This is a genomic window from Pseudovibrio sp. W74 (assembly GCF_001623085.1).
Taxonomy (GTDB): domain Bacteria; phylum Pseudomonadota; class Alphaproteobacteria; order Rhizobiales; family Stappiaceae; genus Pseudovibrio.
Map to the genome: position 1 here is coordinate 430,122 of NZ_LMCJ01000008.1, position 21,767 is coordinate 451,888.

Sequence of the window (21,767 nt, forward strand, 5' to 3'; positions counted from 1 at the left end):
ACCCTTCTAATTTGAGTCAAGCTGTGCCAAATATGCACCAGTGCTATCTAGGGAGCGTCCATTGAGGGCAATCGCCTTTGGGACGGAGAGCTTAACAAAATGAAACTTACTCGCTTCTGTGCTTCGCTTGTTGTCGCTGCCAGCATGCTGGCGCCACTTGGTCCGATGCTTACTTCTGCGGAAGCCGCAAGTAAAATCGTTGCTGTCGTCAATGGCCGTCCGATTACCAGTTATGAACTGCAACAGCGGTCAAAGCTTATCACGCTCACCACACGGGCACCGTCCAGCGTTGCCAAAAGGAAAGCTAAGGATGAGCTGATTGATGAAGCGCTGAAGCTTGAAGAGGCAAAGCGGGTCGGAGTTTCAATCGCTGACAAGAAAGTTGATGATGCTTTTGCAACAATCGCACAGCGCGTTAAACTCTCGCCTTCTCAATTCAAGCAAGCGCTTTCTCAAAGCGGCGTTAATCCTCGTACACTGAAAAATCGCCTTCGTGCTGAAATTTCCTGGTCTGAAGTTGTCATGCAGCGATTTCGCGCGACCGTTCGGATTAATGAGTCAGACGTGATTGCTGCTCTTCAGGGCAAAGAAAACAAAGATGACAATGGTGCAACCAGCGTTGAGTACGATCTGCAGCGCATCATTTTTGTCGTCCCTAAGAAGTCCAGCAAGTCCTTCAAAAACAAACGCGTCTCCGAAATGAAGAAGCTTCGAGCCCGCTTCACATCTTGTGAAGAAGGAACGCGCATTGCATCCGGCTTGAATGAAGTTATCGTGCGTCCAATCGGTAAACGCCTTGAAACTGATCTGCCAGCAGCCTTCGTGCAAAAGCTGAATAAAATCTCTATCGGCCGCGTCACAGCGCCTACCCCTGTAGACTCCGGATTTGAGATGATTGCTCTTTGTGGTAAAGAGACAATCAACAGTGATGCGACTGCGCGAAGCACTATCGAGGGCGAGTTGCGGAATAAAAAAGGGCAACAGCTTTCTCGCCGTTACCTTCGTGACCTGCGCTCCAATGCTGTAATCGAGCAGCGCTGATCGCCTGATCAGCAGCAGGAGATGTTTTTTTATTATGCGCAGAGTGAAATTGGCGCTCGCCCTGACAATGGGCGAGCCTGCAGGTATTGGACCTGATATTACGCTTAAAACGTGGAAAGTTCGTTTTGAACAAGCTGTTCAGCCGTTCTATGTCCTATGCGATCCAGAGCTCCTCAAAGCCCGCGCAAAGCATCTCGGATTGAAAATTCCAATCAAAGTGGTGGAACCAGAAGCCGCCTGTGACTGTTTTGATGAGGCACTTCCGGTGGTTCCTCTCTCCGGCCCAGTCCAGGTTAGTCCCGGCGCTCCTTCTGGCACGAATGCTGCTCTTGTCATCGAATCCATCGAGACTGCGGTACGGCATGTGAAGGATGGCAGGGCTTCAGCGGTTGTCACCAACCCGATCTCCAAGAAAATCCTTTATGACGCTGGTTTTCATCATCCGGGTCACACCGAGTTTCTTGGCGATCTGGCGAAAACCTACTGGGACAAGGACGTGGAACCAATCATGTTGTTGGCTGGTCCTGAGCTGATGGCCGTTCCGCTTACGGTCCATGTTCCAATTGTGGACGTACCAAAGCTGGTGACAAAAGACCTCATCGTTGACCGCTGCCGGGCCATCAACAAAGACATGATCGAACGGTTTGGTATTGCCTCACCGCGCATCGCGATTGCAGGCCTCAACCCTCACGCAGGTGAAGGTGGCTCTATGGGTACGGAAGAGATCGAAACAATTTCTCCAGCTATTGCCCAACTGCGTAGTGAAGGCATAGATGCTCGTGGTCCTTTGCCCGCCGACACCATGTTCCACAGTGAAGCGCTGGATACCTATGATGTGGCTGTGGCCATGTATCATGATCAGGCGCTCATTCCTGTCAAAACTCTGGCCTTTGATGAAGCTGTGAATGTGACACTCGGCCTCCCCTATGTGCGCACATCACCTGATCACGGAACCGCATTTTCCATTGCGGGAACGAATAAGGCCTCTCCAAACAGCTTGATGGCTTCCCTGCGCCTTGCAGCAGCCCTCGCACAACCTGAGCTCGTTTAATGGCACAAATTGATGATCTGCCACCTCTGCGTGAGGTGATTGCAGAGCATGGGCTCGATGCCCGCAAATCCCTTGGTCAGAACTTTCTTCTGGACCTCAACCTTACCTCGCGCATTGCCCGCAGTGCCGGGGATCTGAGCAACTGTACCGTTATTGAAGTTGGCCCAGGCCCCGGTGGTTTGACACGCGCCTTGCTTGCTGCTGGTGCCAAGAAGGTGGTTGCGATTGAGAAAGACACGCGATGCCTGCCTGTGCTTTCTCAGATTTCAGAGCACTACAATGGCAAGCTGGAAGTGATTGAGGGTGATGCCCTCAAATACAATCCTGCTGAGCTTGCTGACGGCCCGATCAAGATTATCGCTAACCTTCCTTACAATGTGGGTACGCAACTGCTGCTTGGGTGGCTGACAACTGATGAGTGGCCTCCGTTTTGGGGCTCTCTAACATTGATGTTCCAGAAAGAAGTCGGGCAGCGCATTGTTGCTGAAACAGGCAATAAAGCCTATGGCCGCCTCGGTGTTTTGGCAAACTGGCGGTGTCATACGGATATACTTTTTGATCTGAACCCAAAGGCTTTCACCCCTCCACCAAAGGTGACGTCCGCTGTTGTGCAACTACACCCGCGCGAAAAGCCTCTGGAGTGCCCTTTGAAAGCGTTAGAGCGAGTAACCGCTCATGCCTTTGGTCAGCGCCGTAAAATGCTCAGAGCAAGCTTAAAAGGCCTTAAGCCAGATGCGGAGGATCGTATCGAAGCTGCCGGCCTCAAGCCAACTGCCCGCGCAGAAGAGATCGATGTGACCGGCTTCATTGCCCTGGCACATGCTTTTGACAAGGAATAGGTTGTTCTCAATTTCAGGCTCTCAGCTGTACAAAGCACACTGAAGATTAAGAGAGCCTTTTCGACTTTTGCGGCATTAACCTGCCGATTCGAGAACTCTGGCGGCTGACATTAATGTCGCCGAATAGTTCCCCATGCCATCAGCTAGCTGTCACTAACCTTTCAAAACACGATTGCGGCGATACATGAGGAAGCGATACTGAGTGCATCAAAGCAACACACTGCAGCAGAGTTCTTTGAAAAAAGAGCTCTGCAATCACGGTCTTGCTGAACAGATCAAAAAGAATTTTTCCACGTTAGGCAAACAAGTTCGAACTGATCTTTGCAGAACACAGGTCTGAAAACAGATTTTAAAACTGCACATTAAGCAAGCTTACCTCAACCCACTAATTGACAGTTTCACTATACAGCCAGACCTTCTTTGTTGAGCGCAACTGACATTAATCAAGTTGAGGTTCTGATGAGAACAACCTTATACTGGGCTGGTGTGTTGATCACACTCTTGAGCTTATCTGGGTGCAATGGCGGTGGTGGGAGTTCCGATGCCACAGACACAGCCAATAGAAACGCACCACTCATCAAGACTCAAACGTGTACCAATAATGCCGGTACACCCGATGCTTTTTCATCTTCTTGCACGACCTCATTTAACACAACAACAGTGGATCTCATTTCCAAAACTGATGAGTTTGCCACACAGAAGATCAACGTTAGCTCAGCCTGGACTGGTACAGGCTACTCGATAAAAAGCAATGCGTTCTCAGACATCAATCTTCAATTTGCGCGTTCAGTTGGGCTGACCGGTGCTGGGGAAACAATTGCTATTCTCGACACCGGGTTCTTGCTGTCTCACAAAGATCTCAGAGATAAAAATGTTACGGTCTACGGAAAGAACGTAGTGCACGACCATGGAACCTTCGTTGCAACAATCGCAGCTGGAGATGAAAATGGAAGCGGTGTGATGGGAGTTGCATCTGGCGCTGACCTTCACTTAAGCACATTAGAGGGTGGTTCACCGTCCAGTTCAGGCACTGAACACCTCGCAGCGACAACTACAGATGCTTTCAACTCCGGGGCTATTGTCCAAAATAATTCATGGGGTTATCATTTTGCAAATGGCGCGACCATCACGCTTTCCTATTACAACTCGATAGCTAATCAGAATCCAGGCTTATCCCCGGAAGCCGTTCTTGCTAATTATTCCGGTCAAAGCATTCAATCCTGGAAGAACTACAGGTCTGCCCTTAATCAGTTTACCAGCAATGGTGTTGTGGTATTTGCACAGTCTAATGATGAGAATGACACCAGTTCATCTTTCATTGCAGCTCTGCCTGAGATTTTCTCTGAACTGAAAGGCTCTTGGGCGGTGGCAGTCAACGGTCTTCCTGAATATGATTCTGATGGCAACATCTCTAAAGTACACCGGGTATCTGCAAGTTGCCTTGAAACCGCACAATATTGCCTGACAACAAATGGAACCGTTCGCGGTGGAACTTCATCGTCGGACAGCGCCTATGGAGTGGCAACAGGGACTTCTTTTGCTGCTCCTCAAGTATCCGGATCAATTACCCTTCTTGCGGAGGCGTTTCCATCTTTACCAGCTAAAGACTTGCTCAACAGGCTCTTTGCATCAGCCAACAACAGCTTCATGACAACAACTGGAACTATCGACTTCGGAAACGGCGTGACCCACGCGTACAATGAAGAGTTCGGTCATGGTTTTCTTGATTTAAAAGCGGCGTTGATGCCGATTGGAAATGTAGGTGCACCGCTTTCCGATAATGCTTATGATGGCATTGTTCCTCTATCAGAAGTTAGTGTCACAGCCGGTACAGCTCATGGAGACGCCATAGCAAATGCGCTTCAGGGTAAAGCCATGGCTATCTACGATTCCCTTGGCGCAAACTTTGCCATTGATGCAAGTGCACTTGTGGGATCTCAGTCACAAAACGTCGGTGCACAGCTTGCCACCTTCCGATCAGATACCAAAGTCAAAACCTCTGGAGTGCTGTCTTACTCCTTCATGATCAATGAGCTCTCCCAGGATTCTGGCGGACTTCAGTTTGTTTCAGGCGCCATCTCAGATGTTGGTGAAGAACTCGGCTTCATAAGATCTGGTAGCGGACTATTTTCTGGCGATTCTTCAATTATTGCAGACGGCCCTGAAACCATGGCTTTTGCAACCGTGAGCAAATCCAATGGACACGGTATTGGTACACTAGCATTTGTCGAACGCACGAATGATGGTATCGCTTCCGTAGGTTTTGGTCTTTCTACGGCAAGAGCGATAACGCCTGATCTGACAAGCGTCTTTGGCTTCACCGTGAATAGCGAAACAGGTACTGCGCTCGGTCTCACTGCGGAAAGCCAAGATGATGAGAGCTTATCTGCTGCAAGTTCTGCCTTCTCTTTTGCTGGTGAGTGGACATATCGGCAAGGCCTTTCATTCTTTGCAAATGCTGAGCTTGGTATGACCGTTTCCAGTGGCGCCGGGTACATCGAATCTCTTGATCCAGCTCTCCATAGTGCCTTTAGCGCCGGGATGAAGGTTGAAGGATTGTTCTCGAAGACCGATACAGTCACATTTTTACTGCGGCAACCCTTGCGCATTGAACAAGGTACCGGAACCATTCGTGTCCCGTCCGGACGTTTGCTGGATGGAACGATTTCCTACGCAGACCACGAGATAGAGCTGACGCCTAGCGCACGACAGGTGGATTTTGGTTTCCGTTATGACATCGATCTTATGCAAGAGACCTCATTGGGTCTGGGAGCAGTACTCTCCGTGAACGAAGGCCATACAACAGGTAACCTTGGGGCGTCTGGTATCATAGCTTTTAAGCATCGTTTCTAAGTTTAATCCTGTAAAATCACGCTAGCGTTTCTTACTGTATGCGCAAAAGAAAGCCCTGAGATCTTATCCGAGCTCAGGGCTTTTGGGTGTCTTCGCAGAAGTGATTTTACTCCACGCGCATGAAGGCGGTCATGCCGCTTTCCTGGTGTTCTATGATGTGGCAGTGCATGAGCCAGTCGCCTTCGTAGTCCGGGCGCACGGCGACTTGAACGCGTTCGTCTGGCAGCACGAGCGCGGTGTCGGTCCACCATGGGGCGAGCTGGCGTTTGTTGCTCTTGAGGAGCTGGAAGGTCATGCCGTGGATATGGATCGGGTGCGTGTGCGGGGTTCGGTTGATGAACTCGAACACATAAGACTTGTCGCGCTTGAGAACTTGCACCGGATCTAATGGGCCGCGCTCTGCGCCTTGCCATGCCTCTTTATTGACCGCCCAGAATGAAAACCCCAGACTTCCGCAGATTGGGTTGGCTGGTCGTTTTTCTGCTGTGGCCGAGAACTCCAGCGGGATGTACTCCGCGTTTTTCAGATCAGGCTGCGGGATCGGATTGGCTGGCAACGGTTTGATCTCGCGCAGGTCGCGGTTCACGGATTGCCCAATCGCTCTCAGTGACAGCACCGGCCATGGAGAGGATGAGGAGAAGTTGGTGAGTTCAATTTGCTGCCCTTCTCCATCTGGAATACGCATTGCGATGTCCGCACGCTGCCCCGGCCCCAACGCCAGCTTGTTGACTGCAAATGGTTCAACCGGATTGCCATCTATGGCGATGACCTTTGCATCCGTGCCTTGTGGGAAGGACAGTTTGTAAATGCGAGTTACATCAGTAACGCACAGGCGCAGGCGGACAAGGGAACCGGCTTTTACATCCATAACTGGCGCGGATTGCCAGTTGGACGTGCGGAGTGTGCCAAACGTCCCTGCTCGCGCGGATTTACGTGGCTGGAACAGTTTGACGAACTGACCATCACTGCCAAGGCGAAAATCGCGCAGGTTCACCGGGATGTCGTGATCGAACCCCGGATCTTCATCCTCTTCCACGATCATCAAACCAGTCATGCCATAAGACAACTGTTCCAGCGAGTTACAGTGCGGGTGATACCAGAATGTACCTGCATCGTGTGGTGTGAAGCGATAATCGAAATGATCATCGGTGTACACGTAGTGCTGGGTCAGAAATGCCACGCCGTCCATATCATTGGGTAAGCGCATGCCGTGCCAGTGGATGGTTGTCGGCTCTTCCAGCTTGTTAATGAGACGGCTATGGAACGGTTGCCCCTGCTTCACGCGCAGGGTTGGTGGCATTGCATCCCCAAAGGTGAACATGTTTTTCGTTGCAGGTGTACCGCTCATCAATTGATGATCGATGTTGCGTGCAATCATGTCATGTCGTTTTGGAACTGCCCAAAGGCTGGAGGCGCCAGCCAAGCCGCCAGCAACAGCAGCCCCGCCAAACAAAGCGCCTTTCAGCGCCTGACGTCGTGTGATCATCGCTCTTTGTCCTCAAGTTCAGCCCGCCTCTGTACTTGGCTGGTCAATGGCTATTCACTCACGACGGCTGCTGTTTTGCAGGGCACCTGCTCTTGCAAATAACGCCCTGCTTGTATCTGGCTCATAATTTGATTCAAGTAGCTGATAGTTTGAATCACAAAACCACGTCAACATTCTGAATTTACAAGATTTTGCATTGTTCTTGTTTGATTATTCAGCAATGGTAGCCTTCAGGTCGGCAATCATACCTTCCATCTTCCCTGAGAGTTTTGGCAGGCGAACCCGTTTCAGACGTTCACTTGCGATGATTGACTGCACTGTTGCCACGGCTTTATCCAGATCATCATTTACAATGATATAGTCAAACTCCTGCCAACCGGAGACCTCGTCAATCGCGGTCTTCATGCGGCGTTTGATGGCTGCGTCATCGTCATCTCCACGGCCCGTCAGGCGGGCGTGCATTTCTGCGATTGATGGTGGCAAAACGAAGATGGCAACAACGTCTTCTCCGGCTTGTTCCTGCAGCTGGCGCACGCCTGCGATATCAATATCAAACAGGATGTCCTTACCTGCGTTCAGGCTGGCATCAACCGTCTCACGCGGGGTGCCGTAATAGTTGTCGTGGACTTTGGCCCATTCCAGCAGTTCGTTGGCTTTGATCTTGCGCTCGAACTCGTCAGTTTCCAGAAAGTAGTAATGAACGCCATGCTCTTCGGCTGCGCGACGTTGACGGGTCGTTGCTGACACAGAAAGTGCCAGTTTGTCGTCATCAGCCAGCAGTTTGTTTGCGATCGTTCCCTTCCCAGCTCCGGAGGGCGCAGCTAACACCAGCATGAAGCCGCGGCGCGCCTCTTCGATATCCTGAGCTGATACGGTTGTCCCATCTGATTTATTAGAGGTCATATTGGTTCTGTCTTCTTTTGCTTATCTGCACTTCAAACTCTTGTCTTCATGTTCTGCTGCGAAAACCGATCCCTGACTTTCGCAGCACCGCTTCACTCGATGTTTTGAGTTTGTTCGCGAAGCTGGTCGATCACTGTTTTCAGTTCAAGCCCGATTGCTGTCAGCTCTACGCTGTTGGACTTTGAACAAAGTGTGTTTGCCTCGCGGTTAAATTCCTGTGCCAGGAAATCGAGGCGACGTCCGATAGCCCCACCTTTGACGAGCAAGTCACCGACAGCTTCCACGTGCGCGTAAAGTCGGTCCAGTTCTTCACGGATGTCTGCTTTGGTGGCAAGAACAGCTGCTTCCTGATGCAAGCGCTGAGGATCAAGCTGGCTGCTCGCCTGAAGCAGCTCGTTGACTTGAGCTTCAAGGCGGGCGCGAATGGCCTCCGGGCTGCGGGAGGGCAGTTCTTCAGCTTGCCGGGCCAAAGCCTCAATGGTATCGACCTGGCCCTTCAGCAAAGTGGCAATGGCATTGCCTTCGCTTCTGCGCATTTCAACAAGCTCGTTCAGTGCTTCATCAAAGGATGACAGAAGAGCCGCAATCTGAGCGTTCTTTTCATCTTCACTCTCTTCAGCCTCTTCAAACTCCAAAACGCCCTTATAGCCCAGAATGCCGTCGAGTGTTGGCTCTGGTGCATCAGGCAGGCGGTCCCGCAAAATGGAGATGGCTTTGAGTACTTGCTCAAGAGCGTCTTCATTTACAACCAGCGCCGTGTCAGACTGCGAACGTTGCATCTGCAGGCCTACAGAGACGTTGCCGCGTTTCAGTTTCGCAGCAAGGCGCTTACGCACTTCCGCTTCTACTCCGTCCAGCCCCTGAGGCAGGCGCAAGCGAGCATCCATGCCTTTGCCATTGACGGAACGGAGTTCCCACACCCAGCGTGTCTCATCATAGCTGCTTTCCACGCGCGCAAAGCCGGTCATACTCGCCAGTGCCATCCCTTGAAACTCCTCATCTGAACACCGTCTGTTCGTTGGCGTTCTCATTCAATATTTGCTGGCCCTGAGCTTACCCGTGAAATCGGTCCATGCCCATGAGGTATGTCGTTGCCCCAGCCTTTGCGCCTAACCTAATCTGAAAACCGTATGCATCTTTCAGGTAGATGTTTGCTTTCAGCAAAAAAACCTGCCCGGTGTTTCAACTGGGCAGGTTTTTCTCATTTTATCCTGCAAGGTTTGCAGATCAGTTCTCTTTCTTTTCCGCAGCCTGTCTGGCACGGATCTCTTTTTCAACCTTACGCCAGTTGGCTACATTGCGCTGATGCTGCTTATAGCTTTCAGCGAAGGCATGGCCGCCCGTTCCGTCGGCTACAAAGTAGAGATCCTTTGTGCGAGCAGGATTTGCGACCGCTTCCAGAGCTGCAGCACTCGGGTTGCCGATTGGTCCCGGAGGCAATGCTTTGATCTGGTAGGTGTTGTAAGGGTTCTTTTCTTTCAGCATGGAGCGCGTGATCGCAGAGCGATCTTTTGTCCAGGCATCGCCACCAAACAAGCCGTAAAGGATCGTTGGATCAGACTGCAACGGCATGCCCTTGCGCAGGCGATTAACGAAGACAGAGGCAACGCGCGGATGCTCATCCACTTTGGACGTTTCCTTCTCTACGATAGAGGCAAGGATCACGAGTTGTTCTGGTGTGTCGATCGGCAAGCCCTGGGAACGCTTTTCCCAGATACGGGCGATGTGATCATTCATCGCCTTTTCCATCTGTTCGATAATGCGCGCCTTCGTGGTTCCGCGAGTGAATGTATAGGTTTCTGGCAGCAATGAGCCTTCTGCTGGGATTGCAGAGATTTCACCGGTCAGGATCTTGTTTGCATTCAGGCGGTTGATGATCTGGGCACTGCTCCAGCCTTCCGGGAAGGTTACGGAGTGGTACACAGCACGGCCACCGACAAGATCTTCCATGACGGTCTTCATGGAGATGCCTAGTGGGAACTCGTACTCACCTGCTTTGATCTTGTTCTCATTTTTGAACAGGCGGGTGCCAGCTTCAAATACGAGTGAATTGGTAATGACGCCTTCGTCTTCCAGCTTCGCAGCAATCTGCGGCAAGCTCATGCCACTCGCGACAATGAAGACTTTGTCTTCTGTCAGCGGACCGGTGGCGTCAAACTCGCCCTTCCCCCAATAAAGCGCAGCGCCGGCAACGATAATGCCGAGTACAGCCATGGAAAGCAGAAAGTTGATGGTTATGACGACTGGATTGCGTGCATGACGGGAACGCGGCGGAGGTGGTGGTGCAGCTTCTGGCTGAATAGCGCGGCTGGGACTCCGCGGTGCAGATTGCCCACCCGGCTGAATATGAAGATCGGACTGATCTTGAGGCCCATTTGAGTTGTCTTCAGGCGATTGAGCCATTGTAACCCTCTATACGGGAGCACTTACAGCACTCCATTACTAGCGTATCCTTAGCGAAAACCGATGCCCACTTTTCGCAGATACGCTTTAAATACTCATTACAGAACCTAACCCATTCGGGAGCCGCAATATAAAAGGCCAGATTCCGCCATGCGGAGTCTGGCCCTTTTATTTCTTGATCAAGAAAGCGAGTTATGACTCGACTTTTTTGAGAACCAGAGACGCGTTTGTGCCGCCAAAGCCAAATGAGTTAGACAGAGCATAATTAATCTCCATCTTCTTGGCTTTATTAGGGACCAAGTCAATCTCAGTTTCAACTGATGGATTTTCAAGGTTGATCGTTGGTGGAGCAATCTGATCACGGATCGCCAAAGCGGTGAAGATTGCCTCCACTGCACCAGCGGCACCCAACAGGTGGCCGGTTGCAGATTTGGTGGATGACATGGTCAAAGACCCGGCATCATCACCAGCCAAACGCTCAACTGCACCCAGTTCAATCTCGTCACCCAGAGGTGTTGAGGTGCCGTGTGCGTTGACGTAATCAACATCACCGAGAGAAATGCCAGCGCGTTTCAGCGCAGCTTTCATACAACGGTACCCACCGTCGCCATCGGATGCCGGTGCCGTGATGTGGTATGCATCACCGGACAGACCGTAACCAACAACTTCAGCGTAGATTTTCGCACCGCGCGCAACAGCGTGCTCGTATTCTTCGAGAACAACAACGCCAGAACCGTCGCCCATGACAAAGCCATCGCGGTCTTTATCGTAGGGACGAGAACCTTTTTCAGGCTCATCGTTGTAGCCAGTAGACAGCGCTTTACAGGCGTTGAACCCGGCAATGCCCAAACGGCAGATTGTGCTCTCAGTGCCGCCAGCAACCATCACGTCTGCATCATCCAATGCGATCAGACGGGCAGCATCGCCAATAGCGTGCGCACCAGTGGAACAAGCTGTAACCACTGAGTGGTTCGGGCCTTTGAGTTTGTGCTTGATGGACACATAACCGCTTGCAAGGTTGATCAAGCGGCCAGGAATAAAGAACGGGCTAACACGACGTGGGCCCTTCTCTTCCATCATAATAGCTGTTTCAGCGATACCCTGAAGACCGCCAATTCCAGACCCAATCAGGGTACCGGAACGGTTCTGCTCTTCTTCGGTTTCTGGATTCCATCCCGAATCTGCAATTGCCTGGTCGGCAGCTGCGACAGCATAAATGATGAAGTCATCTACTTTACGCTGTTCTTTTGGGAGCATGAAATCGTCTGGATTGAAGGTTCCATCGGTTCCATCGCCAAGTGGTACCTGACAGGCGATTTTGGTTTGAAGGTCTTCAATTTCGAAGCCCTCGATGCGCCGTGCACCGCTCTTACCTTCAAGAATTCGCTGCCAAGAGATTTCTGCACTGCTGCCCAGTGGGCTAACCATGCCAATGCCTGTGATAACGACTCGACGCATATTTCCTGCACTTTAATTAGATTGGCGCTGCCAGCCCTTTGTGTCGTACCGGAAGACATAAGTGTCATTCTCTGCGACAGGCATGCAGCTGAAAAGGAAACAGGCGCGGCGAGCGCAAATGACCCACCGCGTGCCTAGCTTTTTGAAACAGGATTAGCCCTGTTTGGATTCGATGAACTTTACAGCATCGCCAACGGACTGAATGGTTTCAGCAGCATCGTCCGGGATTTCAACGCCAAATGCTTCTTCGAAAGCCATTACCAGTTCAACGGTGTCCAGGCTGTCTGCACCAAGATCGTCGATGAAGCTTGCAGATTCAACGACCTTGTCAGCCTCTACGCCGAGGTGTTCGACAACGATCTTCTTTACCTGCTCTGCAACATTGCTCATTTTAAGTCCTCAATTGGTTTTCAAGGTAGTGTTTCGGTCCGCTTCGCGGGGCCTTGTTTCACTCGGCTCCCGTGTTGCATACTCTGGTTCTTTTGAAAAGACGCAACGGCCCATATGTTAAGCCGCTTCCAAAGAAAACCGCAGCTTTTCCGTTCCTCTTTCCAAGAGGTCACTTCTAATCGGCGGGTTCCTAGCACAATTAGCACTGGTTTACCAGCCGCCAGTAGTGATTGCCCCATTTGTAAGAGGATCGGACCGGCTGCGTATTTCTTCGTTAAATCATCGCCATACCGCCATTCACGTGCAGTGTCTGACCGGTAACGTACGCTGCTTCATCACTTGCGAGATAAACAGCTGCACCCGCGATTTCTTCAGCAGTGCCCAAACGACCAGCTGGAACGTTGCCCAGGATCGATTCGCGCTGCTTTTCGTTCAGCTCGTCGGTCATCGCGGTGGAGATGAAACCTGGAGCAATTGTGTTTACGGTGATCTTGCGAGACGCCACTTCCTGCGCCAAAGACTTGGACATGCCGATCATGCCAGCTTTTGCAGCAGAGTAGTTCACCTGACCTGCGTTGCCGGTAACACCAACAACAGAGGTAATTCCGATAATGCGGCCCTGACGACGCTTCATCATGCCTTTGATTGCAGCACGGCAGATGCGGAATGTTGCGGACAGGTTCACTTCAAGAACCTGATCCCATTCTTCGTCCTTCATGCGCATGAAGATGTTGTCACGGGTGATACCAGCGTTGTTCACGAGGATATCGAGAGTGCCCATCATTTCTTCAGCAGCTGGTACAAGCGCATCAACACTGTCACGATCAGACAGGTTTGCTGCTTTAATGTGAACGCGGTCACCCAGATCAGATGCCAGCGCTTCCAGCTTCGCTTCGCGGGTACCGGACAAGGTTACAGTTGCACCTTGCGCGTGAAGAGCGCGTGCAATCGCTTCACCGATACCACCGGTCGCGCCGGTTACGAGAGCGCCTTTACCTTCTAAATTGAACATGCCGTTGGTCTCCTCGGCTTAAAATCCGTTTGAAGAAAGCTCATAGGGAGGAACCATAGGTTCCGTCTATACGCAGTGCAAAATGCGGTGCCTATAAGCCTTCAAAATCTGTGTATTAGCTTTCGACGCCTTCAAGGCGTGCAACAAGTGCATCAATATCTTCTGCTGTGTTGATCGCAACACCTTCCAGAGACTTGACGATACGGCGCACCATGCCACTGAGAACCTTGCCGGTGCCGATCTCAACGAGCGTGGTCACTCCGTTGTCAGCCATCCAGGTTACAGATTCGCGCCAGCGTACAGTTCCAGTCACCTGCTCTACGAGACGGGTGCGGATTTCTTCCGGATCAGTGATTGGTGCAGCAAGAACGTTTGCAACAAGTGGAACAACTGGTGCTTTTATCTCAACTTCAGCCAGTGCCTTTGCCATTGCGTCTGCAGCAGGCTGCATCAAAGAGCAATGGAACGGTGCGGATACCGGAAGCAGAACAGCACGGCGAGCACCTTTGCCTTTTGCGATTTCACAGGCGCGCTCAACAGCTGCTTTATGACCAGACACAACAACCTGCCCGGTTGCGTTGTCATTGGCTGCCTGACAAACTTCACCCTGAGCGGCTTCCTGTGCAACTTCCATCGCCTGATCGAAGTCCAGCCCCAGGAGAGCAGCCATTGCGCCCTCACCCACTGGCACTGCTTTTTGCATTGCGTCACCGCGAATGCGCAGCAGACGTGCTGCATCGGCAATGCTCAAAGAGCCTGCTGCAGCCAGTGCAGAGTATTCACCAAGAGAATGGCCAGCTACAAAACTTGCCGCTTTGGACAGGTCAACGCCTTTTGCCTCAAGCACACGCATGGTGGCGAGACTTACAGCCATCAGAGCTGGCTGAGTGTTTGCAGTGAGGGTCAGCTCGTCTGCCGGACCGTCCCACATGATCTTGGTCAGAGACTGACCGAGAGCTGCATCAACTTCCTCAAATACAGCGCGCGCTTCCGGGAACGTATCGGCAAGTTCTTTACCCATTCCAACCGTCTGGCTGCCCTGTCCGGGAAATGTAAATGCAATAGTCATTTATAAATAGCTCCGTCGCACTCTATATTGCGTCAATGTGGGCCAATTGCCTCAAATGTGGGTGGTCCACTTTGTATTCCAAGATGGGGCGGCTATAAATTCACCAAATACGTGCAAATTATGACCGCCGCCAAAATTAGTAGCACTGCAGATGCCCTATTGGTCAGCTGCTTGCACCTTCAAGAAACCTAAGGAAAACCTTGGTTGCCTGCGTATTCATCGGGGCGACATGAGCCGCCTCGCAAGCGCAATGTCAAGACTGCATCTGGAAAAAAGGTCTTTTTCCCCGATAGTACTTGTCTTTTGTAGGGGATTGGCTATAAAGCGCATCTCGTTTCCGGTATTAGGCCGGAGGCTTAAAGGAAGGCAGCCCTTTGGGGTTGTAGGAGTTGAAAGATATCCGTCTTCCCGTGTCTCCGCTCTCGTGTAAACATCTTCTGGGCCTTTTTCTGAGGGCCGTTCGAAGGGGCTTTGCGCCAATACTGGAATTGTTTAACTCAGAAAGGCAATCCACATGGCGCTCTATGAGCACGTGTTCCTGGCTCGTCAGGACATTTCTACTCAGCAGGTTGAAGCCCTCGTTGAACAGTTCAAAACTGTTCTCGAAGAAAACGGCGGCAAAGTCAGCAAAATCGAAACTTGGGGTCTGCGTACTCTGACTTACCGTATCAACAAGAACCGTAAGGCTCACTACACTCTGATGAATGTAGATGCTCCACACGCGGCTGTTGCTGAAATGGAACGTCAGATGGGCTTGAGCGAAGACATTCTTCGTTTCATGACCATCCGTGTAGAAGAGCTGGACGAAGAACAGTCCGCTATGATGCAGAAGCGTGATCGCGACGACCGTCGTCGTGGTGACCGTAACGATCGTGGTCCACGTCCGGACCGTGGCGATCGCGGTGATCGTGGCCCACGCCCTGATCGTCGTCCTGAAGCACCTGCAGCGGAGTAATTGAAAATGGCTGAATCTTCTTCCGCAGGACGTCGTCCTTTCTTCCGTCGTCGTAAGACCTGCCCATTCTCCGGCGCGAACGCTCCGAAGATTGACTACAAGGACATCCGTCTTCTGCAGCGCTACATCTCTGAGCGCGGCAAGATCGTTCCTTCCCGTATTACCGCAGTATCTGCGAAGAAACAGCGTGAACTGGCTCGTGCCATCAAACGCGCTCGTTTCCTCGGCCTGCTGCCTTTCGTAATCAAGTAAGTCTTGGTTATTAGGTCAGGGTGTTTTGCACCCTGGCCTTTTTCATGATCCCGACATGTCGGGATCACGGTTGAGAGATTGATCGCATCAGCGAGAAGCTCTCTCTAACTGCGGATTACACTTTCCGCAGGACAGCAAAGGAGATATTCCATGAAAGTTATCCTTCTTGAGCGTGTGGCTAAACTTGGCCAGATGGGCGAAACCGTAACTGTTAAAGACGGTTATGCACGTAACTTCCTGCTGCCTCAGGGCAAGGCACTTCGTGCAAACAAAGCTAACCTTGAGCGCTTTGAAAGCGAACGTGTACAGCTTGAAGCTCGTAACCTTGAGCGTAAAACTGAAGCTGAAGCAGTTGGTACAAAGCTGGCTGGCGCAAGCATCGTTGTAATCCGCGCTGCTGGCGAAACTGGTCAGCTCTACGGTTCTGTTGCTACCCGCGATATCGCTGGTGAACTGACCGAAGCAGGCTTCAGCGTTGTTCGCTCCCAGGTTTCCCTGCGCGCGCCAATCAAGACCATCGGTCTGCACGACGTATCCATCGTTCTTCACCCTGAAGTTGAAGTTGAAATCTCTGTTAACGTTGCTCGTTCTGAAGACGAAGCTAACCGTCAGGCAGCAGGCGAAGACCTCACAGGCCGTGAAGAAGACAGCTTTGAATTCGACGAAGATCTCGACGAAGACGAAGAGCAGGAAGACGGCGAAGAAAACGCTGAAGAAGCTTCTGACGAAGATGAAGCTGAAGGCGAAGAAAAAGAAACCGAAGAATAATTTTTCTTCACTTTTCGATGAAAAAGGCAGGGTCTCCGACTCTGCCTTTTTTTATGCACTGATCTTGGCAGAATCGGCAAAGGCCCCGCTGATTCTATTCCTCAAAAAAGAGTTTGTTAATAATTGTAGTTGGGGCGGAAATCCCTGAATACGGCTGATTTTAAACAATTATTCTAAGCTTTTCTCGCGTCTAGAGAGTAGCGACTGTCAATTGGCAACCTGCAATTTTCCCCGCTGATTTAATTTTGTTAAAGAACTGGGCTTAAGGTGCGAAGGCCCCCTTTTCCTACCCGCCTTAAAGCTGTAACCAAGTTGCCAAGCGGCACGAGGGGCGGAATGAAGGGCACAGTCCAAAAATTAGAGAAGGCTAGTGAGACCATGAGAGTGGTCCCGCATAATGCCGAGGCAGAGCGCCAGCTTCTTGGTGCCATTATGGTAAACAACGAGACCTATTATCGTGTCTCGGAGTTTTTAGAAGCGCGCCATTTTTTCTTAGCTCCCCACAAGGATATCTATGACAAATGCGGAGCGTTGATTAAGGCAGGCAAGATTGCCTCGCCTATTACGCTCAAAACGTTTTTCCCGGCAGATGAGAAGATTGCAGACCTGTCTGCAACTCAGTATCTGCTGCGTCTTGCAGGTGATGCAACTTCTGTGATCAACGCAGAAGACTACGGCAAGACCATTTACGATCTGGCGACTCGCCGTAACCTGATCACCATTGGCGAAGACATGGTGAACATTGCTTATGACGCGCCAATCGACATGCCACCGTCCTCTCAGATTGACGATGCTGAGCGTCGTTTGTTTGAATTGGCGGAGACTGGCCGGTCTGATGGTGGTTTTCAGGACTTTGGCAGTGCACTGACCGAAACTATTGAGATGGCTGCAGCAGCCTTTCAGCGTGAAGGCGCCCTTTCCGGTGTTTCAACGGGTTTGCGTGACCTGGACAAACTCATGGGTGGCTTACAGTCTTCGGATTTGGTCGTTTTGGCTGGTCGTCCTGCGATGGGTAAAACATCGCTGGTTACGAACATCGCTTATAACATTGCTGAAAATTATCAGACTGAAGAGATGCCAGATGGCACTGTTCGGACAGTGAATGGCGGCGTTGTTGGCTTCTTCTCTTTGGAAATGAGTGCCGAACAGCTGGCTACTCGTATTATTTCTGAGCAGACAGAGATTTCTTCCTCCAAGATTCGCCGCGGCGACATCAACGAGATTGAATTTGAGAAGCTGGTTGCGGCGACACAGCATATGCAACACGTTCCACTTCATGTGGACCAAACAGGTGGTATTTCCATCGCGTCCCTCGTTTCCAAAGCCCGTCGGCTGAAGAGACAAAAGGGGCTGGATATGATCGTGGTCGACTATATTCAGCTGCTATCTGGTTCCTCCAAGAATCAGGGCAACCGTGTTCAGGAAATTACTGAGATCACCACCAACCTTAAAGCGCTGGCGAAGGAACTTAATGTTCCGATCATCGCGCTGTCCCAGCTCTCTCGTCAGGTTGAAAACCGTGACGACAAACGACCACAGATGTCTGACCTTCGTGAATCCGGCTCGATCGAGCAGGATGCGGATGTGATCATGTTTGTGTATCGTGAAGAGTATTACATGGGCAAAAAAGAACCGCCTGAAGGCACTCCGGAATACGAAGAATGGAGTAGCAAGATGGAGCAGTTGCGCGGCAAGGCGGAAGTCATTATCGCCAAGCAGCGTCACGGTCCAACTGGCATTGTTGATCTGCAGTTCCAGGGCGAGTTCACTCGCTTCTCCGATCTGGCAGACGACGCCCATATTCCTGACAGAATTATGGAGTAAGGCTGGTTCATCCTACTGAATTAGCGATTGGCCCGGGGTAACGCACATCAGTTGTGCAGTGCTCCGGGTCTTTCTTTTTAAATTCAGATATTTTTTGTAGGTTATTGCGCATTCAAAGAATCTGAGGGCAATCGCGTGACACATTCTGCCGCTCCTACATCTGCCCGCGCAGCTCATTCTGCTGGCGGTGCTGCAAAGCTAACCATCGACCTTACCGCTCTACGCTCGAACTGGTGTTATTTGAATGGCAAGGTGGGCGATGGCTGTACCTGCGCTGTGGTACTCAAGGCCAATGGTTATGGGACTGGTGCTACTGAAGTTGGCAAAACACTTTATCATACCGGAGCCCGTGTCTTTTTTGTTGCGCTTCCTGAAGAAGGAATCGACCTGCGCAAAGAACTGCCACACGCAGAAATCTATGTGCTGAATGGCCTCTTTCGTGGCCGTGAGAAATTCTATTACGATTTCAATCTCAAACCGGTCTTAAACAGTCTTGAGGAAGCAACTGAATGGTCTGCTTTTGCGCAAGGCCTGGATGAAGAACTGTCTGCGGCTTTGCACTTTGATACAGGCATGCATCGTCTGGGCATGTCTATTGAAGATGCGCTGAAGACTGGTGAGTCGCCTCATTTCCTTAAGGGCATCAAGATTGATCTGATCATGAGCCATCTTGCTTGCGCCGATACGCCTGACCACGAGCTCAACGCAAAGCAACTGGATCGTTTCCAGCGGGTTTGTGAGTTGTTTCCGGGCGCCCGCAAATCCTTGAGCAACTCTGCAGGTATTTTCCTGGGAGCAGATTACCACTTCGACATGGTTCGCCCAGGCATTGCACTTTATGGAGGAAACCCAGTTCCTGACGACAGCAACCCGATGCTTCCGGTTGCACATGTTCTGGCGGAAATCATAAGTTTGCGTGAGGTTCCCCCTGGCGATCCTGTGGGTTACGGGGCTTCCCGTATAACACCGCGAAAAAGCCGGATTGCAACCATAAATGCAGGTTATGCGGATGGTTTGCACCGACTGGTTGGCAGCTCTGACGACCAGCCTGACGGCGCACGGGTTTATATCGGCGGGCATTTTGCTCCCATCTTTGGCCGTGTCTCCATGGATATGATTGCAGTTGATGTGACGGATATTCCCGAGGAACATCTGTCACGCGGTGCTCCGGTTGAGATTATGGGAGCACATGTAAACGTGGATGAATTGGCAAACTTTGCTCAAACCATCCCATATGAATTGCTGTGTAGCCTTGGAGCACGCTATACACGCCACTATAAACGCTAGCGAGCTAAACACTGGCAGGAACCTGAATTCGATATGGCGAAACGCTCCCTTTCATTTGTCTGTCAGTCTTGTGGGGCAACCACACTCAAATGGGCAGGCCGCTGCGAATCTTGCGGTGAATGGAACACAATTCAGGAAGAGCAAGAGGCCAGCGGCATCGGAGCCGGGCCCAAGACCGCTTCGCGTTCCAAGGGCCGGGTTGTTCCGCTGGTTGGACTTTCGGGTGAAACCAAAGACGCTCCGAGAATTATCACAGGTGTGGCCGAGCTGGACCGTGTGACTGGCGGCGGCTTTGTAAAAGGTTCTGCTCTGCTGGTAGGCGGCGATCCCGGTATCGGCAAATCCACCCTGCTGACGCAAGCCAGCGCACATCTTGCCTATCAAGGGCACAATATCGTTTATATCTCAGGCGAGGAAGCGGTGGATCAGGTGCGTTTGCGTGCAGAGCGTCTAGGTTTGCGCGATGCTCCGGTTCAATTGGCTGCCGAGACAAGCGTGGAAGACATTCTTGCCACTCTGGAAGCCAAGAAGGGTGATGACCGCGCTCATCTTGTGATCTTAGACAGTATCCAAACGCTGTGGACCGAGATGGCCGATTCTCCGCCAGGAACAGTAACGCAGGTGCGAGCTTCTGCGCAGGCTCTGGTCCGCTTTGCCAAGAAAACCGGAACAACGGTTGTTCTTGTTGGTCATGTGACGAAAGACGGCCAGATCGCTGGCCCACGCGTTGTAGAGCACATGGTTGATGCCGTGCTCTATTTTGAAGGTGATAACGCGCATCAATATCGCATTTTGCGAGCCGTGAAAAACCGCTTTGGCCCAACGGATGAAATTGGCGTCTTCGAGATGTCCGACATGGGGCTACGAGAAGTAAAGAATCCCAGTGCTATGTTCCTTAGTGAACGAAGCGCAACTGCTCCAGGTTCAGCCGTGTTTGCCGGGATAGAAGGTACGCGGCCTTTGCTGGTCGAAATGCAAGCACTTGTTGCACCCTCCCCCCTTGGCACACCACGCCGAGCGGTGATCGGGTGGGATAGTGCGCGCCTTTCTATGATTTTGGCCGTGCTTGAAGCACGCTGCGGTGTTAAGTTTGCGCAACATGACGTTTATCTGAATGTCGCTGGTGGACTGAGAATTAATGAGCCAGGAGCTGACCTCGCCGTTGCGGCAGCTTTAATCTCATCGCTTAGTGGGGTTGCTCTTCCCCTCGAATGCGTCTATTTCGGCGAAATCAGTCTGTCTGGTGCAGTTCGACCAGTTGCTCAGGCAGCTTCCCGATTAAAGGAAGCTCAGAAGCTTGGATTCGGTCAGGCGGTTATCGCCGACGGGAATATGAAAGAAGGCTCCAATGCTCTCGGTCACGTTAAAGGACTTGAGGAGCTGGGAGATCTGGTAGCAAATATTGTTGCCAGTGCACAGAAAATGGAAAACGCTTAAGGGTTTAACCTAGGCTGATTTTAACCGGCAGGCATTTTTGTTGGTTTGCCTGCCAGTCAAACAAGGGACTTGTGTCGACAGATGCCGATCACACTCTTAGACGGAATTCTACTGGTTATCATGCTGATCTCTGGCGTTCTTGCTATGATTCGCGGGTTCGTGCGTGAGGTGCTTTCTATTGCATCATGGGTCGCAGCAGCAGTCGCCGCCTATCTTTTTTATGGCAGCCTGAAACCATTTGTGTTGCAGCACGTAACCAATGACACACTGGCAACTGCCATTGCTGCAGGTGCTGTCTTCCTCGTGACATTAATCGTGGTGAGCTACATCACCATGCGCATTTCAGACTTCGTGCTGGACAGCCGAATTGGCGCGCTCGACAGAACCCTCGGTTTTGTTTTTGGCGCAGCCCGCGGCTTCCTTCTTGTTGTCGTTGCACTGCTGTTCTTTAACTGGTTTGTACCAGAGCCACGCCAGCCAAACTGGATTATGGATGCCAAATCCAGACACCTGTTGGTGACCAGCGGTCAAAGTTTGGTTGCGGCGCTGCCGGAAGATCCTGAACGCGCAATTATGGACCAGATTCGTAAGCAGGGCGGTACGACCGGCTCTGCAACAGGCGCATCCAGTGATGAAGAAGCCCGTTACTCCCCAAGTGAGCGGCGCGGACTGGACCAGCTGACGGCCTCCGGCGAAGGCCGGAACTAAGCTTAATTTTGATATTTGGCCCAAGTAAGAA

19 protein-coding genes are annotated in these 21,767 nt (G+C 51.5%); 11 read left to right on the forward strand and 8 right to left on the reverse strand.

The window, feature by feature from the left end; genetic code table 11:
- Positions 1–99: 99 nt before the first annotated feature.
- The 4 genes from PsW74_RS08175 to PsW74_RS08190 all read left to right on the forward strand — a co-directional run bounded on the left by PsW74_RS08175 (position 100) and on the right by PsW74_RS08190 (position 5,784).
- The gene (locus PsW74_RS08175; RefSeq protein ID WP_063288450.1) at positions 100–1,041 is read left to right on the forward strand and encodes a SurA N-terminal domain-containing protein; all 942 of its coding nucleotides are present in this window, start codon (positions 100–102) and stop codon (positions 1,039–1,041) included.
- Positions 1,042–1,075: 34 nt separating this feature from the next.
- On the forward strand, positions 1,076–2,092 hold the full coding sequence (gene pdxA, locus PsW74_RS08180) for a 4-hydroxythreonine-4-phosphate dehydrogenase PdxA (RefSeq protein ID WP_057465379.1): 1,017 nt from the start codon (positions 1,076–1,078) through the stop codon (positions 2,090–2,092).
- Entirely contained in the window at positions 2,092–2,931 is an 840-nt protein-coding gene (gene rsmA / locus PsW74_RS08185) for a 16S rRNA (adenine(1518)-N(6)/adenine(1519)-N(6))-dimethyltransferase RsmA (protein ID WP_063288449.1), read from the forward strand. Before pdxA ends, rsmA begins: the two co-directional genes overlap by 1 nt.
- A 459-nt stretch (positions 2,932–3,390) precedes the next feature.
- Positions 3,391–5,784, forward strand: coding sequence for a S8 family peptidase (locus PsW74_RS08190; protein ID WP_063288448.1), 2,394 nt, complete (start codon positions 3,391–3,393; stop codon positions 5,782–5,784).
- Positions 5,785–5,890: 106 nt separating this feature from the next.
- On the opposite strand, the gene PsW74_RS08195 is transcribed toward PsW74_RS08190, so the two are convergent.
- From PsW74_RS08195 to fabD, 8 genes are all read right to left on the reverse strand, one after another.
- Entirely contained in the window at positions 5,891–7,270 is a 1,380-nt protein-coding gene (locus PsW74_RS08195) for a multicopper oxidase family protein (protein WP_063288447.1), read from the reverse strand.
- A gap of 210 nt (positions 7,271–7,480) precedes the next feature.
- Positions 7,481–8,173, reverse strand: a complete 693-nt coding sequence (gmk, locus tag PsW74_RS08200; RefSeq protein WP_063288446.1) for a guanylate kinase — start codon at positions 8,171–8,173, stop codon at positions 7,481–7,483.
- A gap of 92 nt (positions 8,174–8,265) precedes the next feature.
- Positions 8,266–9,156, reverse strand: a complete 891-nt coding sequence (locus PsW74_RS08205) for a YicC/YloC family endoribonuclease (protein ID WP_063288445.1) — start codon at positions 9,154–9,156, stop codon at positions 8,266–8,268.
- Between the two features lie 244 nt (positions 9,157–9,400).
- A complete protein-coding gene (gene mltG / locus PsW74_RS08210; protein WP_063288444.1) occupies positions 9,401–10,576 on the reverse strand; it encodes an endolytic transglycosylase MltG in 1,176 nt (391 codons plus the stop codon).
- Between the two features lie 192 nt (positions 10,577–10,768).
- Positions 10,769–12,034, reverse strand: a complete 1,266-nt coding sequence (gene fabF, locus PsW74_RS08215; protein ID WP_057460955.1) for a beta-ketoacyl-ACP synthase II — start codon at positions 12,032–12,034, stop codon at positions 10,769–10,771.
- Positions 12,035–12,187: 153 nt separating this feature from the next.
- Complete coding sequence (locus tag PsW74_RS08220; protein WP_008551920.1) at positions 12,188–12,424, reverse strand: acyl carrier protein; 237 nt, start codon at positions 12,422–12,424, stop codon at positions 12,188–12,190.
- Positions 12,425–12,698: 274 nt separating this feature from the next.
- Positions 12,699–13,436, reverse strand: coding sequence for a 3-oxoacyl-[acyl-carrier-protein] reductase (fabG, locus tag PsW74_RS08225; RefSeq protein ID WP_057460954.1), 738 nt, complete (start codon positions 13,434–13,436; stop codon positions 12,699–12,701).
- Positions 13,437–13,551: 115 nt separating this feature from the next.
- Positions 13,552–14,505 carry an ACP S-malonyltransferase gene (gene fabD / locus PsW74_RS08230; protein ID WP_063288443.1) on the reverse strand — a complete coding sequence of 318 codons (954 nt, stop codon included), beginning with the start codon at positions 14,503–14,505 and terminating at the stop codon, positions 13,552–13,554.
- Positions 14,506–15,019: 514 nt separating this feature from the next.
- Here fabD and rpsF point away from each other — a divergent pair.
- From rpsF to PsW74_RS08265, 7 genes are all read left to right on the forward strand, one after another.
- A complete protein-coding gene (gene rpsF / locus PsW74_RS08235) occupies positions 15,020–15,460 on the forward strand; it encodes a 30S ribosomal protein S6 (RefSeq protein ID WP_063288442.1) in 441 nt (146 codons plus the stop codon).
- Positions 15,461–15,466: 6 nt separating this feature from the next.
- On the forward strand, positions 15,467–15,712 hold the full coding sequence (gene rpsR / locus PsW74_RS08240; protein ID WP_008552033.1) for a 30S ribosomal protein S18: 246 nt from the start codon (positions 15,467–15,469) through the stop codon (positions 15,710–15,712).
- Between the two features lie 150 nt (positions 15,713–15,862).
- Positions 15,863–16,480 carry a 50S ribosomal protein L9 gene (rplI, locus tag PsW74_RS08245; RefSeq protein ID WP_063288441.1) on the forward strand — a complete coding sequence of 206 codons (618 nt, stop codon included), beginning with the start codon at positions 15,863–15,865 and terminating at the stop codon, positions 16,478–16,480.
- Positions 16,481–16,816: 336 nt separating this feature from the next.
- A complete protein-coding gene (locus PsW74_RS08250; protein WP_057460951.1) occupies positions 16,817–18,304 on the forward strand; it encodes a replicative DNA helicase in 1,488 nt (495 codons plus the stop codon).
- A gap of 135 nt (positions 18,305–18,439) precedes the next feature.
- A complete protein-coding gene (gene alr, locus PsW74_RS08255; RefSeq protein ID WP_063288440.1) occupies positions 18,440–19,591 on the forward strand; it encodes an alanine racemase in 1,152 nt (383 codons plus the stop codon).
- Between the two features lie 33 nt (positions 19,592–19,624).
- Entirely contained in the window at positions 19,625–21,028 is a 1,404-nt protein-coding gene (radA, locus tag PsW74_RS08260) for a DNA repair protein RadA (protein WP_063288439.1), read from the forward strand.
- An 81-nt stretch (positions 21,029–21,109) separates the two neighbouring features.
- Positions 21,110–21,736, forward strand: a complete 627-nt coding sequence (locus PsW74_RS08265) for a CvpA family protein (RefSeq protein WP_057460948.1) — start codon at positions 21,110–21,112, stop codon at positions 21,734–21,736.
- The last annotated feature ends 31 nt before the right edge of the window (positions 21,737–21,767 follow it).

Bases quoted from the DNA above. Each gene is read 5' to 3' on its own strand.
- rplI (WP_063288441.1), top strand. From the start codon at position 15,863: ATGAAAGTTATCCTTCTTGAGCGTGTGGCTAAACTTGGCCAGATGGGC.
- rpsF (WP_063288442.1), top strand. From the start codon at position 15,020: ATGGCGCTCTATGAGCACGTGTTCCTGGCTCGTCAGGACATTTCTACT.
- PsW74_RS08220 (WP_008551920.1), bottom strand. From the start codon at position 12,424: ATGAGCAATGTTGCAGAGCAGGTAAAGAAGATCGTTGTCGAACACCTC.
- fabF (WP_057460955.1), bottom strand. From the start codon at position 12,034: ATGCGTCGAGTCGTTATCACAGGCATTGGCATGGTTAGCCCACTGGGC.
- PsW74_RS08265 (WP_057460948.1), top strand. From the start codon at position 21,110: ATGCCGATCACACTCTTAGACGGAATTCTACTGGTTATCATGCTGATC.
- pdxA (WP_057465379.1), top strand. From the start codon at position 1,076: ATGCGCAGAGTGAAATTGGCGCTCGCCCTGACAATGGGCGAGCCTGCA.
- mltG (WP_063288444.1), bottom strand. From the start codon at position 10,576: ATGGCTCAATCGCCTGAAGACAACTCAAATGGGCCTCAAGATCAGTCC.
- PsW74_RS08190 (WP_063288448.1), top strand. From the start codon at position 3,391: ATGAGAACAACCTTATACTGGGCTGGTGTGTTGATCACACTCTTGAGC.
- PsW74_RS08175 (WP_063288450.1), top strand. From the start codon at position 100: ATGAAACTTACTCGCTTCTGTGCTTCGCTTGTTGTCGCTGCCAGCATG.
- rsmA (WP_063288449.1), top strand. From the start codon at position 2,092: ATGGCACAAATTGATGATCTGCCACCTCTGCGTGAGGTGATTGCAGAG.
- radA (WP_063288439.1), top strand. From the start codon at position 19,625: ATGGCGAAACGCTCCCTTTCATTTGTCTGTCAGTCTTGTGGGGCAACC.
- fabG (WP_057460954.1), bottom strand. From the start codon at position 13,436: ATGTTCAATTTAGAAGGTAAAGGCGCTCTCGTAACCGGCGCGACCGGT.
- PsW74_RS08250 (WP_057460951.1), top strand. From the start codon at position 16,817: ATGAAGGGCACAGTCCAAAAATTAGAGAAGGCTAGTGAGACCATGAGA.
- gmk (WP_063288446.1), bottom strand. From the start codon at position 8,173: ATGACCTCTAATAAATCAGATGGGACAACCGTATCAGCTCAGGATATC.
- fabD (WP_063288443.1), bottom strand. From the start codon at position 14,505: ATGACTATTGCATTTACATTTCCCGGACAGGGCAGCCAGACGGTTGGA.
- PsW74_RS08195 (WP_063288447.1), bottom strand. From the start codon at position 7,270: ATGATCACACGACGTCAGGCGCTGAAAGGCGCTTTGTTTGGCGGGGCT.
- PsW74_RS08205 (WP_063288445.1), bottom strand. From the start codon at position 9,156: ATGGCACTGGCGAGTATGACCGGCTTTGCGCGCGTGGAAAGCAGCTAT.
- rpsR (WP_008552033.1), top strand. From the start codon at position 15,467: ATGGCTGAATCTTCTTCCGCAGGACGTCGTCCTTTCTTCCGTCGTCGT.